The sequence below is a fragment of the Bacteroides sp. UBA939 genome, from assembly GCF_002293435.1.
Lineage (GTDB): Bacteria > Bacteroidota > Bacteroidia > Bacteroidales > Bacteroidaceae > Bacteroides.
Window position 1 is genome coordinate 1 of the sequence record NZ_DBDF01000097.1, and the last position, 14,153, is coordinate 14,153.

The window sequence follows — 14,153 nt, forward strand, 5'->3', positions numbered from 1 at the left end:
AAACCCTGGGAGGGAGAATTCGTCTCATGGGACGAATGAATCCGTCTCGTGAGACGAAAGAATTCATCTCGTGAGACGAAAGAAACTGTCTCGTGAGATGAAAAATTTCGTCCCGTGAGACGAATGAATGTATTTGCCGCTATGAATAATGCAGGTTAGGAGTATCACTGCAAATAACCATATCTCCATCAAAGATTTTGTATCGGCATACAGAAAGAGAAAATCCGTTTGTTGCTAATCGTGAGTAATTAACAACAAACGGATTTTCTTCGCAGGAATATATTCTTCGCAATTATCTTTGCGTCACCCCTTTCCAATCATCCGTGCGGAAAGGTGATGCGGGCAATCCGGCGCCATTATAGAGATTACAAACAGGATTATTTGCCCAGCCGTAGCGCACTGCTACAGGATAGGGCACTTCCGTAGAACTTACCACAATTTTGTCTCCTTGTATCTCAGCTTTCGCCCAATGGAATTTGTGGTCACGTCCGGCAATGGCAAAACCTTGCAAAGTCTTGCCGTCGCCACTCTTCAACCCGCCGTCCGTGTGGTCGAAGGAAAGGATGATCTTATCTCCATCCACCTGATGGGAACGGTACATCGGACCGGAATACGGAATCGGCTCACCATACGTTTCGGCACGGGCTACCAGCGCCAACCGATGACCAACCGACTGCTTGTCTTTCGGATGGATATCCCCGGCATCGCCTTTATCTATAATGACCGCCATGCCGGTATTGACTACCGACAGGGTGCGGGTCTGTGCTTCGCGAAGTTCTGCCCAGTCAGAATCGGCCGGCTGCGGAGACTGCGGCATGAAATTGGCTAACTGCACGTAGTAGAACGGGAAATCCTGTCCCCAATCCTGACGCCAACAGTCGATGACCAGCGGAAAAAGCTCACGGTATTGATAAGCGCGCGAAGCGTTGTTTTCTCCCTGATACCAGATGGCGCCGCGGATGCTATAAGGCACCAGCGGATGAATCATGGCGTTGTACAGAGACGTCGGGAGGTTCGGGTTCTCGGACATATCAGCCGGCGGCATCCCTTCCTTCCGGGCATCCGCCGCTACCTGATATTTCCAATCGCCTGCAAGACTGATTTGTTCGCCATTGGCAGAGCGAAGGAAAAGATTGTCCGACACACCACAGCCGCCGCCCGTATCTATCACGCGGATGGCCAACGTAAGCAGTCCGGCTTTTACCATCTTGGCCGGAACGGTATAATTGCGCGGAACGGAATGCCCATTGGTGCGCCCCACCTCCTTGCCATTCCAGTAGGTGATGTCGTTATCGTCGATAGTTCCCAGCACTACCTGCACACTCTTGCCCGACCAGGAAGAGGGAATCTCGACCGTGCGGCGCAGCCATAGCAAACCGTCGAAACCGCCCAGTCCCTGGTCTTCTACCATGCCGGGGAAGGTCATTTTCTTCCAGTCGCTATCATTCAGAGATACTTCTGCCCGGGTTGGTTTGCCGGCAGCAAAGCCTTCATCTACACGATTGTTCCAAGCTTCCAAACCTTTCAGATATTCTGCTTTCATCGCAGATTTATCAGGCATCGTCCGGATATCGTCCACGGTTTTGCTGAAGTCCGGCATCTCTTTCAATATCTTTCCGCTAATCCATGATTCGACATTCGTTCCTCCCCAAGAAGTATGAATAAGCCCTATGGCTACATGTTGTTTTTCGGCGATTTCACGACCGAAGAAGTAGGCTGTAGAAGAAAAATTGGGAATTGTAAGCGGGGAACATACCTGCCAGCCGTTATCGCGAATTTTGATGTCCGACTGCGGTTGCGTGTGTGTGGCATGTTCTACATGCAACAAGCGGATGTTAGGATGGTTGGCGGCGGCTATCTCTTTCTCGTAATCCAGGATTTTGCCCCATCCATCCAGGGGCATCTCCATGTTCGACTGTCCCGAACATATCCAGACTTCACCTATCATCACATTCCTCAACACCAGCTTTTGCCCGTCGGTCAAGGTAAGCTCATACGGTCCGCCCGCTTCAGGGGTGCGGACAGAAAGCTTCCATTTGCCATCCTCTCCGGCTGTGGTTTCATACGTCTTTCCATCCCAGGAGGTGGTGATTTTCACCGTTTTCATCGGCTTTGCTTCTCCCCATATAGGAGCATTCGCCTGTTGTTGCAACACCATATTGTCCGAGAACATAGGCGGCAACACAATCTTTGCAGACATCCCTCCGGATAGCATCAGCAAAGCTACAACTAACATACATTTGTTTCTCATATTACACTATTTATGGATTTACGCAGAGCCATCACCAATGGCTGTTTTCATCACACACAGCCATTTAGACGGTCGGCAAGCAAAGGTAATCAGAAAATTGCATACCAAATGACGTTATTGCCATAATAAATGCAATAATCTTTCCATTTGCCATAATAAATAGAAAGATATTCTTACTTTTGTCGCAAAATAAACGCATTACTCTATGGTTTTGAATTATATTTGGATAGCATTCTTCGTTATCGCTTTCATTGTGGCACTTATCAAACTCGTGTTTATGGGCAACACTGAAATCTTTACGGAGCTTGTTAATTCCACGTTTGCATCTTCGAAAACGGCATTTGAAATCTCCCTGGGACTGACAGGGATACTTTCCCTCTGGCTGGGTATCATGAAAATCGGCGAACAGAGTGGCATGATAAATGCGCTCTCACGCTGGCTGAGTCCGGTGTTCTGCCGCCTCTTCCCCGAAATACCCAAAGGTCACCCCGCCATGGGTTCCATCTTCATGAACCTCTCAGCCAACATGCTGGGACTGGACAATGCCGCCACCCCCATGGGACTGAAAGCCATGAAAGAATTGCAGGATTTGAACCCGAAGAAAGACACGGCAACCAATCCTATGGTCATGTTTCTGGTGCTCAATACTTCCGGGTTGATACTGATTCCTATCAGCATCATGATGTACCGCGCACAAATGGGCGCCGCACAGCCCACTGATATATTTATCCCAACGCTGATTACCTCCGCCGTCTCCACCCTCGTCGGAGTAATTGCCGTCAGCATAGCCCAACGCATCAACCTGATCAGCAAGCCCATCCTTCTTCTTATTGGCTGCATCAGCCTTTTCTTTGCCGGACTTATTTATATGTTTGCACTGCTCGGCCGCGAAGAAATCGGCACATATTCCACGCTGGTTGCCAACATTATCCTGTTCAGCATCATCCTGCTGTTCATTGTCTGGGGATTATGGAAGAAGATAAACGTGTACGACGCTTTCGTGGAAGGCGCCAAAGAGGGCTTTACTACCGCCGTGCGCATCATCCCGTATCTGGTGGCATTCCTGGTGGGTATTGCCGTATTCAGGACTTCGGGCGCGATGGACATGTTCGTAAGCGGTATCGGTTATGTGGTAGGATTATTCGGTGTAGACACCAGCTTCGTGGGCGCTTTACCCACCGCACTGATGAAATCGCTAAGCGGTAGCGGCGCCAACGGATTGATGATTGACACCATGAAAGAGTATGGCGCAGACTCGTTCGTAGGAAGAATGAGTTGCATAGCCCGTGGCGCTTCGGACACCACGTTCTATATCCTTGCCGTTTACTTCGGCAGCGTGGGCATCACCAAGACGCGCAATGCCGTCACCTGCGGACTGACAGCGGATTTGGCAGGTATCATTGCGGCTATTATTATCAGTTATATTTTCTTCTTTTAAACTTTATCCATTCAATTATGATAAGTTATCAGACAGACGGCGTAGAAATGCCCGCCATCAAGAAACGCGAAACCACGGAATGGATTAAGGCCGTTGCCGCCGTTTATGGGAAAAGAGCCGGTGAAATCGCCTATATTTTCTGTTCCGATGAGAAGATACTTGAGGTGAACCGCCAGTATTTGCAACATGATTATTACACGGATATCATCACTTTCGACTATAGCCAGGGCAACCGCCTCAGCGGTGACCTCTTTATCAGCCTTGATACGGTGCGCACCAATGCCGCACAATTCGGCAGTGATTACGAAACAGAATTGCACCGTGTTATCATCCACGGTATTCTGCACCTCTGCGGAATCAACGACAAGGAACCGGGAGAACGGGAAGTGATGGAAGAGGCCGAGAATAAGGCGCTCGCCATGCGGTAACGTAACTTATTCCACAACCTGCAACAGCACAACGCTGACATTATCCCTGCCGCCTGCTGTTTTCGCCGCTTCTATCAGATTAATCGCCGTAGGTTCTTCCAGCAATTCGTCTTCTATCTGTTCATCCGTAAGCATATCACTCAAGCCGTCGGAACAAATCAGGAAGAGGTCTTCATCCAGCAATTGACCGGTCAATTCGGTCAAATCTGCAAAGGCGGATTTACCCGCTCCCAATGAATTATAAATCATGTTGGAGGGAACATTGGCATCTCCCGTCAACTCACGCATGGAGTGATCCGAAGAAAGTTGTTTCAAGATACCACCGCGGTAACGATACAGGCGGCTATCCCCAATGTTTATCATATAGATACTTCCTTCGTAACTGAATATGCCGACAAAGGTAGTACCCATACCCTCGTATTGGGGCAATTCAATACCCTTGTTCGTAATCAGGGCATGAGTTTCGTCCACCCAGTTCTTTATCTCTTCGGAAAGCCTTTCGTGGGGAAGACCGGCAGGAAGGTCGGTAATAAAACGGTCGAAAGCCTGCGTGGCAAGTTCGCTGGCAAACTCTCCACCTTCGCATCCACCCATGCCATCGGCTATAAAGGCGGTGAAACGGGCTTGCGGAGTAAATTCAAAATTCTCTTCATAAGTTTCATCACGATAAAGCCCACCGTTGAGGAGTACCATATCTTCATTATTGGTTCGTACACAGCCCACGTCACTGGCAAGCTGACACTTTAATAATAGATCTGACATATTCTCTGATTATTAATAACACAATTCCTTTTTTATAACCGAAGTTGCTTTCATCCTGAAGCTACTTTCATCCTGAAGCTACTTTCATTCTAAGGTGGATTCCCTCTCATAGCACAAAGCTATTCAACCTTAAAGTCAAGGGTTGCAATGCGGACAACATCACCTATGTTGAACTCAACAGGCACGTTGGGAGAAAGACGTTTACCATTTACAAACGTCCCGTTTGTTGAGTCAAGGTCAACGACTTCCCATTTACCCGAAGGGTTCTTCTGCAAACGGGCATGGCTACCGGAAACATAGCCTTGGGAAGCAAAAGCCGAAACATAATCACCTTGACGACGACCTATCACAGCGCCATCTCCCAACTCCAGACGGATTCTCGCAGCAGAACAAACCAGACGCGTAGGACCCGGCGCTGCAACAACACCCGGGCGCATTGTTTTTTCCGGTTCGAAAGTAGAGGGTGCAGGAGGCTGAACAGGCGATTCCACCGGCTGGGGAGGCACAGAAGCTGCAGGAGAAGGCGTTGGGCTTACAGCAGAAGGCACAGGGTTAGCAGATGTACCCGAAACAGAAGCAACAGGATTGGCAGGCGTACCCGAAACAGCTTGCCCACCCGGCATAGAAGCGGTTCCGGCAGCAGTTCCGGGAAATGTCTTTCCGGCAGTATTGTTACCGGAATTGCCCATTCCAACGGAAGAAGAGGGAGCGCCCGGTTGTTCGACACCACTACCGGAGTCTTTCGCAGAAACCAGTGGCTGCCCACATAGTGTACACCTTTTCCCTTTACCGAACACGCGACACTGCGGGCACATATACAGTTCAACTCCACATTGGTCGCAATAGTAACTATCGCTCTCTATCTCAACTCTGCACTTGGGGCAGTTGACTAATGTACTCATATTCTCTAATTTCTAAGTCTTTAATTGTTTCAGTTAAATTTCGAAAGTTGCCTATAGTTAGCGGAGTCCGCGTAGATTTGTTTTTGTTTATGAGTGCACATGCGCACACGCTGAACTGCAAATTTCCGTAAACTCTAACGGACTATCTCTATTCTCAACAACATAAATAACTTGCCAACCTTCAGTTATCTCATATCTTCAGGTAATAATAAACTGTACTTTGCCGGGTCAAAATCCGGTTTCTCCATCTCATGGCGAAGACGCGAACTCTGATTCTTCTTTATCCGGTCAAAGTAATTATTCACCTCACGGGCATTGGCAAAGTTACGATCACGCCGGTTATACAGGTCAGTGAAATAGGCGCGCATCGCACTTTCTGCTTCAGGAGTAAGAATGAGCTTATCCTTCTTTGCCTTCATCATAAAGATTTGTGCCAATTCATCGGGGTTATAGTCCTCGAAGTGGATTACTTTTGTAAAGCGGGATTCCAAACCGGAATTCGTATCAATCCATTGCCGGATTTCACGCGGATAACCGGCGGCAATGCAAACCATCTTACCTTTATAATCCAGCAACATCGGCAGAATGGTATTCGTAGCTTCCTGTCCAAAGCTATCGCTCATCAATGAATAGGCTTCGTCAATAAACAGCACACCACCCACGGCACGCTTAACAAGCCGCGCTGTCTTCTTTGCCGTCTGACCCTGATAGCCTTCCACCAAATCCTTGCGGGTTACTTCGAGCAACCGGTTACTGGGCAACACTCCCAAAGCATAGAAAATATTCCCCATAATGCGGGCTACAGTAGTCTTCCCCGTACCCGGATTTCCTACAAAAAGATAATGGTCTGCCACTCCCTGGAACTTCTTGCCCATAGCTTCGGCCTTGGCTCGTTCCACCTTGATGTAATCGGCTATTTCCTTCACTTCGCTTTTCACGCTTGCCAATCCGATCAATTGGTTAAGTTCAGCCATACATTCTTCTTCGTCTATCATCTTCGGCGGATCATACGGTATATCTTCCGCTTCAATCGTCAGGTAGGTTTCGCGGGCTAATGTCTGTCCGCCGGCACGCAACTGCGTCAGGCGATTGGCGCGCCGATCCTTGGCTTTACCAAAGAGCTTCACCATTTCGCCGGCATTCCCGAAGTTCTCATCTTTAGAAGTCACCATTTCATCGACAAGTTTAGTCAATACCTCTTCGGCAGAAAGCGTCAGTGTGTTCCCTTTCTTTTGAACAAGGGAACGGAAAATAGAAATCAACTGGTCTGCCGAATAATCATCAATGTGCAAGAAGCTACTGAAGCGGCGGCGGAAACCCGGATTGGCATTATTTACAAATTCATCCATCTCAGCTTTATAACCTGCACAGATTACAACGAATTTACCGGCATCTTTTACCATACGGGTCATTAAAGCTTCTACAGCTTCCACACCTGTTTGATCCTTACTTCCGCCGGCGCTGATTGGCATCAGGGCGTAAGCCTCGTCAATGAAAAGGATTCCTCCCATTGCTTCGTCACAAGCCTTATCCACAAGTTTGGCAGTTTCATTCTGATAGGTACTGATTAAATGTTTGCGCTCCTTTTCCACCACTTTATCGGTAGGCAGCAAGCCGATGGCTTTAAATATTTCACCCAGCTTGCAGGCTATGGTAGTTTTGCCTGTTCCGGGGTTACCGGTCAGGACAATGTGTACAGGAGTTATTTCAGCATCTGCAATTCCCATCTCCATCATTTCCCTATCCATCGCGATTTTATTCGCCAGCGCACGTATCTCCGCTTTCACGCTGTCCATACCGACAAACTCTTCCAGTTCGGCAAGTACGTTGTCGAGGCTCTTGATGTTCTTACTCTCATCTCCTTCGATATCGGCACGGGTCAGCATATACACCATAGACGGGTCGTATCCCGACGAACCTTTCAACTCCAGCAAGCGCACTCCCTGATTCTTGACGGCACGATCGAGGGCATTCCTCACTTCACGGGCATTACCGAAGTTACGCGTACGTGTCAGGTACATTTTAGAAAAGTAATTAGAGACAAAGGCTTCAGCTTCTTCATCCAGCTTCAACTGCTCTTTTTTTACCTGCCTACGGAAGATTTCCGCCAATTCATCGGCTTTATAATCACGGAAGTTCACCGTTTCATTGAAGCGGGAAGCCATTCCGGAATTGGAACTCAGGAACTCTCCCATCTCTTTCGTGTATCCGGCGGCAATGGCAACAAACTGCCCTCGCCGGTCTTCAACCAATTTAAGCAACGTATCAATGGCTTCCTGCCCAAACTGGTCATTATCACCTTGTTTCAGCGTATAGGCTTCATCAATGAAAAGTACCCCGCCCATGGCCATATCGACATACTTCTCTACAGCGAGGGCTGTTTGTCCTACATATCCGGCTACCAGTTCTTTGCGGGAGACTTCTACCAACTGACCTATCGGCAGGACTTCCAGCGAATTAAGGATGTCTGCAAAGATGCGTGCAATAGTCGTTTTCCCTGTTCCGGGATTACCAAGAAACAGAAAATGGTCTTTGACCTCACGCTTAGCGCCTGCACCTTTCCGGTCACGTTCAAAGTCTATCTTATTAATCAGTTTTTGTACGGTAGCCTTGATTTCATCGATGCCGACAAACTCTTCTAACTCCGCCATAATCTCGTCATAATTCTTCTGATGGAATTCCTTGCCGGGAATGTCTTCCGGGATGGCGGCCGAAGCGTTCGGGTCACGTTTAATGGCATTGGCAAATATATCAGCCGCCTTTTTCACAGCCAGGTGCCCGTTGCCAAAGTCGTCTGATTTCTGCCGCATTTCCTGCTTGAATACGCGCTCCAGCTTGGCGTCCGCTCCTTCATCCAACGTAATCCCGTAACGGTTTTTGAGTTCTTGGATACAAATCTGCTTCAACTCCGCCATGCTGAAGTCTTTCAGGTCAAAGTAATATTCAAAACGATTACGGACATCAGGATTGGATATAAGAAACTCTTTGAACGCCGATGAAAGGCCGGAAAGAATAACAATCGGGTCGTTATTCCACTTATCCATGCAACTGAACAGTTTATCGAGTTTATTGACTTCGTTGGCAGCGCCGGAGGGCAAAAGTTTCTGCACATTCTCAATACAGAGGATGCCTCCTTTCAGTTCGGAAGTATTCTTCTCCCATTCTTTGGCAAACTCTTCGTAATCCACCGCATCTACTACCCGCATGGAAGGCTTCTTGATGATGCCACCGGAGTACAATAACTTCTGTAACACCCCTGCCAGTTTTGTTTTGCCGGTTCCGGTATTTCCTGTAATAATCATATCCATACCGAGGCGGATGGAAATGCCGCTGCGCTGCGTACGCAGAGCGAGCGACTCGCAAGTACTTACCAAATCCTGCAACTGGTTTTTTACAGTTTCCATACCTACCAACTCACGCAAGGGTTCGGTAGCTTTTGTTACCACACCGGCGCCGCACCATTTACAGAAGACGGCGTTTTCACGGTTGGGTTTATTACATTTCGGACAGTTCATAATCATTTGCTTTTATCAGTTCTCAACAGCTACTTCTGCTTTCTTGAAGTGGAATGTCACTTGTTTCTTCGTTGTATAATTTTCGTAAGTTCCTTCAATAGTATCCATTTCATCGGTAGTAAATGAGCCATTATACTGACCGTCGAGCGTACCGTTCCGGTTTACGTCATCAAAATGAATGGCATTCGTAACCGTATTCACGTTGCCGATTAGCTCTTCGGTCGTGAGGTTCGTATATTGCACGTGTATAGTAGCTTTCAGCCCTTCGGCACCGGCTTTCGTAATATTCAGTGTGGCATTGCGCCCTTCGAACGTTCCGTTCCATGTACCTTCCAATTTCTGAATCTTTGCATTATTCTGCAGAAAGCGGGAAGCGTCTAATCCAAACGCCGGAGTATATTGCACAAACAAATATGCTAACCCACCTACGACTATCATTGAAAGTATGGAACGGTAAGAGAACTTACGGATGCAGTCTTTCAGATAATCGGCATATTTTATGGATTCACCACCGATTGAAGATTCGAAATGTGTTCCCACGTTCGCCTTATACGTAAAGTGCAATGGCTCCAATCCTGTTTCTTCAAAGCCAGGCTTCAGTAGGTGGGCATGTAATCTCCGCTCAACCGGAAGTCTGAGATAGCAGCCTTTTATCAGATAATAAGCCAACAGAAGCAAAAGTCCCGCCAATATGTAGTGTGCATAAGGCATTATCAGGTTTAATACAAAATAGATGGCATAGTAGACAATCGCTCCTACGATAAAGCCGACAATTGCACTCCCGATAAGATTCTCAAAATCAGAAGTCACAAAAATAAGGATACCGAAGATAATGCCCATGGTGACAATAGCACTCATAGAAAAGCCCGGCAATGGATTCTCCGTAAACGGAAGCCCATAGAAACACAATACCGCCGCAAAGCCGAAGATAGGAATGAAACACAGTATCCCTAATAAAATCCGCATCGAGGTGAGTATTCTGTAACGTGAGCGTACTCTACGGAGATTCTTATCCACAAATTTCGTAGCGATACGGAAATTGGAAACATCCGGATCTTTGCTATCAATATTTTCGATGAATTCGAGATATTTCACCGTTTCCTGCTCATAGGAGAACTTGGGAGACAGGTCTTTTTGCGGATCTTCCTGGAAAAAGACGGTGAGCCAGTCTCTCAGGTATCCATTCTCCAATTCGTTTTTAACTTCCTTCGATGGAATGGACTTCAAATCATTTAAATCGGTTATGTTTTTGTCGCTGCCTTTAAAATAATAGTAAGGTGAAGCGCCAAGTCCTTTAATCGTTTTGAATGTAGCCACTCTCCAATCATAAGGTCCGGCCTTGCGGTCATTATCCTTCGACTTAAAATCGAAACAATAATTTATCCACTCAATCTTATCTTCATATACTCCCTTGGATTTCAGATAAAAATAGAGACGTGAACCTTTCATATCTGACAGCATCCGAAGAATATAAGTGGCATATTCATGATCGGAGTCGTTGTCGGGAGTGTTTTTGTAAATCATCAACTGCCGGTTGATGAACTGTGCTACTTGCGTATGGGTGAAGTAATAGTTACTTGCTGTTTCATCCATTTGTAAGACGAAAGAGACTTTCGGGCTTAAATTATAAAGTACGCCATAAGTGACGGCGGCATCGGATGCACTAAAACCTTTTAGTTGTGTGCGTATCTTTCCTACCAATCCTTTATCACGTGCCGATAGCCAAATCAGGAAGGATTCTTCCGTCAAATCATTCCAAGAGTCTGTGCTCAATGTGTGTTCATACACATAATGTATAATCTCCTCCGGTGTTTTACAGCGTCCGAAATCTCCCTTTTCATCGATTAGTTCATAAGGACGGGAGGGGTCGAGCGTATAAATCAGACGCCACAAGGCTTCGCGTTGACGACCTTTCTTTTTAAATAACGCTACGGTATTATCCGTAAGTTGTTTCAAATCATGTGCATTGAAGAAGAGGAAAAGCGGATCGTTTGAGTTTGCCAATGCTGACTGGTAGCTACTGAAATTTTCAACAAGCGACTGAGCAATTTCTTCGGCAGTAGTTCGGGGACGACCTTTAACATCGTAATAGGGCATGTCCACATCAAGAATATAACAGGCGGCGTACAGTCCGGCAGTTTGATCCTTGGGATAACGTTTTTCTACGATGTCTTCGGTTTCCGCTGCCAATTCAGGACGCTGATTATCATTCAGCCACTTGGTCAGCTTCCCTGTATAGAGGTATTTGATGGCAAGATTCTGATCCTGTCGCATAAAATCGGCCAATTGTTCGGGCGAACGGGCAATCCGGTTCTTACCGGCATCGAATATGATACTGAAACTACGTTTGCTCTCCTCGCCTACAAAATCACTGAACACATCTTCCCCCTGTGCCCAACGTACTATCTCGATGAAACCGCAGCGTTTTTCAGGTTGCGGCACGGTTAACGCTTTTATTAGCTTCAGAGTACGGTCTGATAAATCCGCAGGAAAAGGAAGGTCGCCTGTACGCTTGCGCTTCATAAGCTCAAACTCTCTTTCCTTGAATTCCTTCTCTCCCATCCAAAGACAAAGCAAGACCATACCGAGCGAATAAAAGTCGCTCTTTGTGTCAATCTCTACCATATTTTCGCCGGGAACGGTGTAGTACATTTCGGGAGCTGCATAGATGCGGGTACGGGCTTGGTCAGTACGCGCCACGCCGTTAGCGTCGCATTTCACCGAAATTCCAAAATCACCCAGCAGCACTTGTTTCTGTGTTTCATCGGCAAAGAGGAAATTACCGGGTTTTATATCACGATGGATGAAACCATGTTTATGGCAAAAGTCAATAGCAGAAGCCATTTGTTTGGCTATTTCGCAAAGTGTTTTTTCGTCGCCTCTTAGGTTTACTTTATCCATAGAACCACCTCTGCAATAAGACATTATCTCATAATGCCTCAATTCACCGGAGACACGCGGGTTATCCCACTGACCATGATCAATGATATCCACTAATAATCCGGTGCCTGGAGTTTGTCGGATAATTTCAAGTATCTGATGATTGGGAGGAGGTTCAATGCCCACATAATAGAGTTTAAGGACATATTGCTTCCCTTTATTTTCAACCAAGAAGATTTGGGCTTCTCCCGTACCATCAGATATTACATCTATTACTTTGTAATTCAACCCTTTAATCAGATATTCCGTATCATAAGAACGGGTGATGGCCTCAATTTCTTTTTGTTGTTCGGCACGCAGAGTAGCATTTGTGCCTGATTCCTGACGTAACGTTTTATCCTCACCGCCAGTATGCAACGTTTTGTCGGCGCTTTCCCCGAAACGCAAGGTCTTATCAATATCGGCAGTTGCCGGACGTAAGGTCTTTTCATTATCATCTCCCGGGCGGAGAGCCTTGTCTGCCTCATTGGCACGAAGAGTTTTATCTGCCTTTAGTATCGGACGTAAAGTCTTATCATCATCCGTACTGCCAGGTCGAACTGTTTTATCATTGTCCGTACTGCTGGGACGTAGTGTCTTATCACTATCTATCAAATTGCTCATATTTCATATATTTTGATTAAAACGGCTAAACAAACAAGAGGTGTTAAGTTAGGTTAATCGTCTTGATACTCAAAGGTTTGCGCCATAGTCACGACATCTTCATATTTCCACGTACCTCCTAAATGAGGCTTGGCGCATTCGCTTGGTTGATTATGATGGAAACTACAGTAGTTACAAACCCAATAAGCAGGCGCTTTCGATACAGATTTACGCAGAACGGGCAGCTTCCGCGCCGAATAATAATTCCGTTGCATTTGCGGAGTTACATCTCCTTCGGGACGTAGCCGTGCCATAAGCTGCTGCATTTCCTGTAACTTCTCTTTGTAGGATTGTTTTGCTTCGTCAAGCTCTACCTTCTTCACATTCAAATTAATCTTTGGCCGCGCCAAAACAGGTTCTTCTATCTTTGGCTCAATTTTGGAGGAAGGGATTTCCTTTGCCGAAGCTACACCTGCAAAGAGGTCTTTATATTGTTGTATCAGCTTCTTGTCGGCGTCGCTCAGTTCTACCTGAGGAAGTTCAGGCTCGGCATCCGAGGTACTTTCATCAGCAGTACTTAATATTTGATCTTCCAGTTCGGCAAGCTCCTGAGCCAACACCAGCATTTCCTGAAACACAGGGTCATTCTTGGCTTTCTGCATTTCCTGCATCGCCATCTCATTTAACGGGTGATTGCATTTCCGGCAGAAACTACGAAAGTTCAATGCCTTACAATCAGGACAAACAATGCCCGTACGCGGATTGCCGCAATCGGGACAAAAAGAATCATCCGTTTCCATCGGCGAACCACAGAACGAACATAACTCTGCCTGCAATCCCTGACCGCAATGAGAACATATTTCCCAGTCGGGCTGAACCGAGAGTCCACAACGGGAACAGGAAGTCTCTTTCAACGACATACCGCATTCTTCACAAAATTTATCACCACCGTGACAAGGGGTTCCACAATTGGGGCAACATTTCGGTTGTTCCAACTGGCTTTCAGAAGGTTTCTGCTGTACCTTCACCTGTTGTTGCGACAATGATTGGGAGTGTTGTTCCATAAATATATTCAGATAATAAGTTGGTGTACCTAATTAAAAATCCAAATATATTAATTTATTCGTTCATTTGGTATGTAATTCATAAAAAATATAATAAAATCGTCCTACTACATATCAGCATGAATAATACAGGCTAACTACTACAGCATGAAATGCAGGATAGCTCCCGTGGGACAGATTCATTCATCCCACGGGACGGTTTTTTTTGTCTCGTGAGACGATTTCATTCATCCCACGGGACGGATTTTTTCGTCTCACGAGATGAAATTTC

The 14,153-nt window shown here is 46.5% G+C and carries 8 protein-coding genes; 2 read left to right on the forward strand and 6 right to left on the reverse strand.

The genetic code is table 11. From position 1 onward, the window contains the following. Nucleotides 1–292: 292 nt before the first annotated feature. On the reverse strand, nucleotides 293–2,251 hold the full coding sequence (locus tag B2Z67_RS06790; RefSeq protein ID WP_291529064.1) for a sialate O-acetylesterase: 1,959 nt from the start codon (nucleotides 2,249–2,251) through the stop codon (nucleotides 293–295). A 205-nt stretch (nucleotides 2,252–2,456) separates the two neighbouring features. On the opposite strand from B2Z67_RS06790, the gene B2Z67_RS06795 reads away from it, so the two are divergent. Both B2Z67_RS06795 and ybeY read left to right on the forward strand, forming a co-directional pair. After that, nucleotides 2,457–3,689 (forward strand): nucleoside recognition domain-containing protein, encoded by a 1,233-nt coding sequence (locus B2Z67_RS06795; protein ID WP_291529065.1) that lies wholly within the window; start codon nucleotides 2,457–2,459, stop codon nucleotides 3,687–3,689. A 17-nt stretch (nucleotides 3,690–3,706) separates the two neighbouring features. Beyond that, complete coding sequence (gene ybeY / locus B2Z67_RS06800) at nucleotides 3,707–4,117, forward strand: rRNA maturation RNase YbeY (RefSeq protein ID WP_291529066.1); 411 nt, start codon at nucleotides 3,707–3,709, stop codon at nucleotides 4,115–4,117. A gap of 6 nt (nucleotides 4,118–4,123) precedes the next feature. Here the strand turns inward: ybeY and B2Z67_RS06805 are convergent, their stop codons facing one another. The 5 genes from B2Z67_RS06805 to B2Z67_RS06825 all read right to left on the reverse strand — a co-directional run bounded on the left by B2Z67_RS06805 (nucleotide 4,124) and on the right by B2Z67_RS06825 (nucleotide 13,882). Next, on the reverse strand, nucleotides 4,124–4,879 hold the full coding sequence (locus B2Z67_RS06805; protein ID WP_291529067.1) for a PP2C family protein-serine/threonine phosphatase: 756 nt from the start codon (nucleotides 4,877–4,879) through the stop codon (nucleotides 4,124–4,126). 119 nt (nucleotides 4,880–4,998) lie between these two features. Further along, entirely contained in the window at nucleotides 4,999–5,781 is a 783-nt protein-coding gene (locus tag B2Z67_RS06810; RefSeq protein ID WP_291529068.1) for an FHA domain-containing protein, read from the reverse strand. 185 nt (nucleotides 5,782–5,966) lie between these two features. Next, nucleotides 5,967–9,296: an AAA family ATPase gene (locus B2Z67_RS06815; protein WP_291529069.1), complete on the reverse strand. Its 3,330-nt coding sequence runs from the start codon at nucleotides 9,294–9,296 to the stop codon at nucleotides 5,967–5,969. A gap of 15 nt (nucleotides 9,297–9,311) precedes the next feature. After that, entirely contained in the window at nucleotides 9,312–12,839 is a 3,528-nt protein-coding gene (locus tag B2Z67_RS06820; RefSeq protein WP_291529070.1) for a protein kinase domain-containing protein, read from the reverse strand. A gap of 53 nt (nucleotides 12,840–12,892) precedes the next feature. Beyond that, nucleotides 12,893–13,882: a zinc ribbon domain-containing protein gene (locus tag B2Z67_RS06825; protein ID WP_291529071.1), complete on the reverse strand. Its 990-nt coding sequence runs from the start codon at nucleotides 13,880–13,882 to the stop codon at nucleotides 12,893–12,895. Nucleotides 13,883–14,153: the final 271 nt, after the last annotated feature.

Bases quoted from the DNA above. Each gene is read 5' to 3' on its own strand.
- B2Z67_RS06790 (WP_291529064.1), bottom strand. From the start codon at position 2,251: ATGAGAAACAAATGTATGTTAGTTGTAGCTTTGCTGATGCTATCCGGA.
- B2Z67_RS06805 (WP_291529067.1), bottom strand. From the start codon at position 4,879: ATGTCAGATCTATTATTAAAGTGTCAGCTTGCCAGTGACGTGGGCTGT.
- B2Z67_RS06795 (WP_291529065.1), top strand. From the start codon at position 2,457: ATGGTTTTGAATTATATTTGGATAGCATTCTTCGTTATCGCTTTCATT.
- B2Z67_RS06810 (WP_291529068.1), bottom strand. From the start codon at position 5,781: ATGAGTACATTAGTCAACTGCCCCAAGTGCAGAGTTGAGATAGAGAGC.
- B2Z67_RS06820 (WP_291529070.1), bottom strand. From the start codon at position 12,839: ATGAGCAATTTGATAGATAGTGATAAGACACTACGTCCCAGCAGTACG.
- ybeY (WP_291529066.1), top strand. From the start codon at position 3,707: ATGATAAGTTATCAGACAGACGGCGTAGAAATGCCCGCCATCAAGAAA.
- B2Z67_RS06825 (WP_291529071.1), bottom strand. From the start codon at position 13,882: ATGGAACAACACTCCCAATCATTGTCGCAACAACAGGTGAAGGTACAG.
- B2Z67_RS06815 (WP_291529069.1), bottom strand. From the start codon at position 9,296: ATGAACTGTCCGAAATGTAATAAACCCAACCGTGAAAACGCCGTCTTC.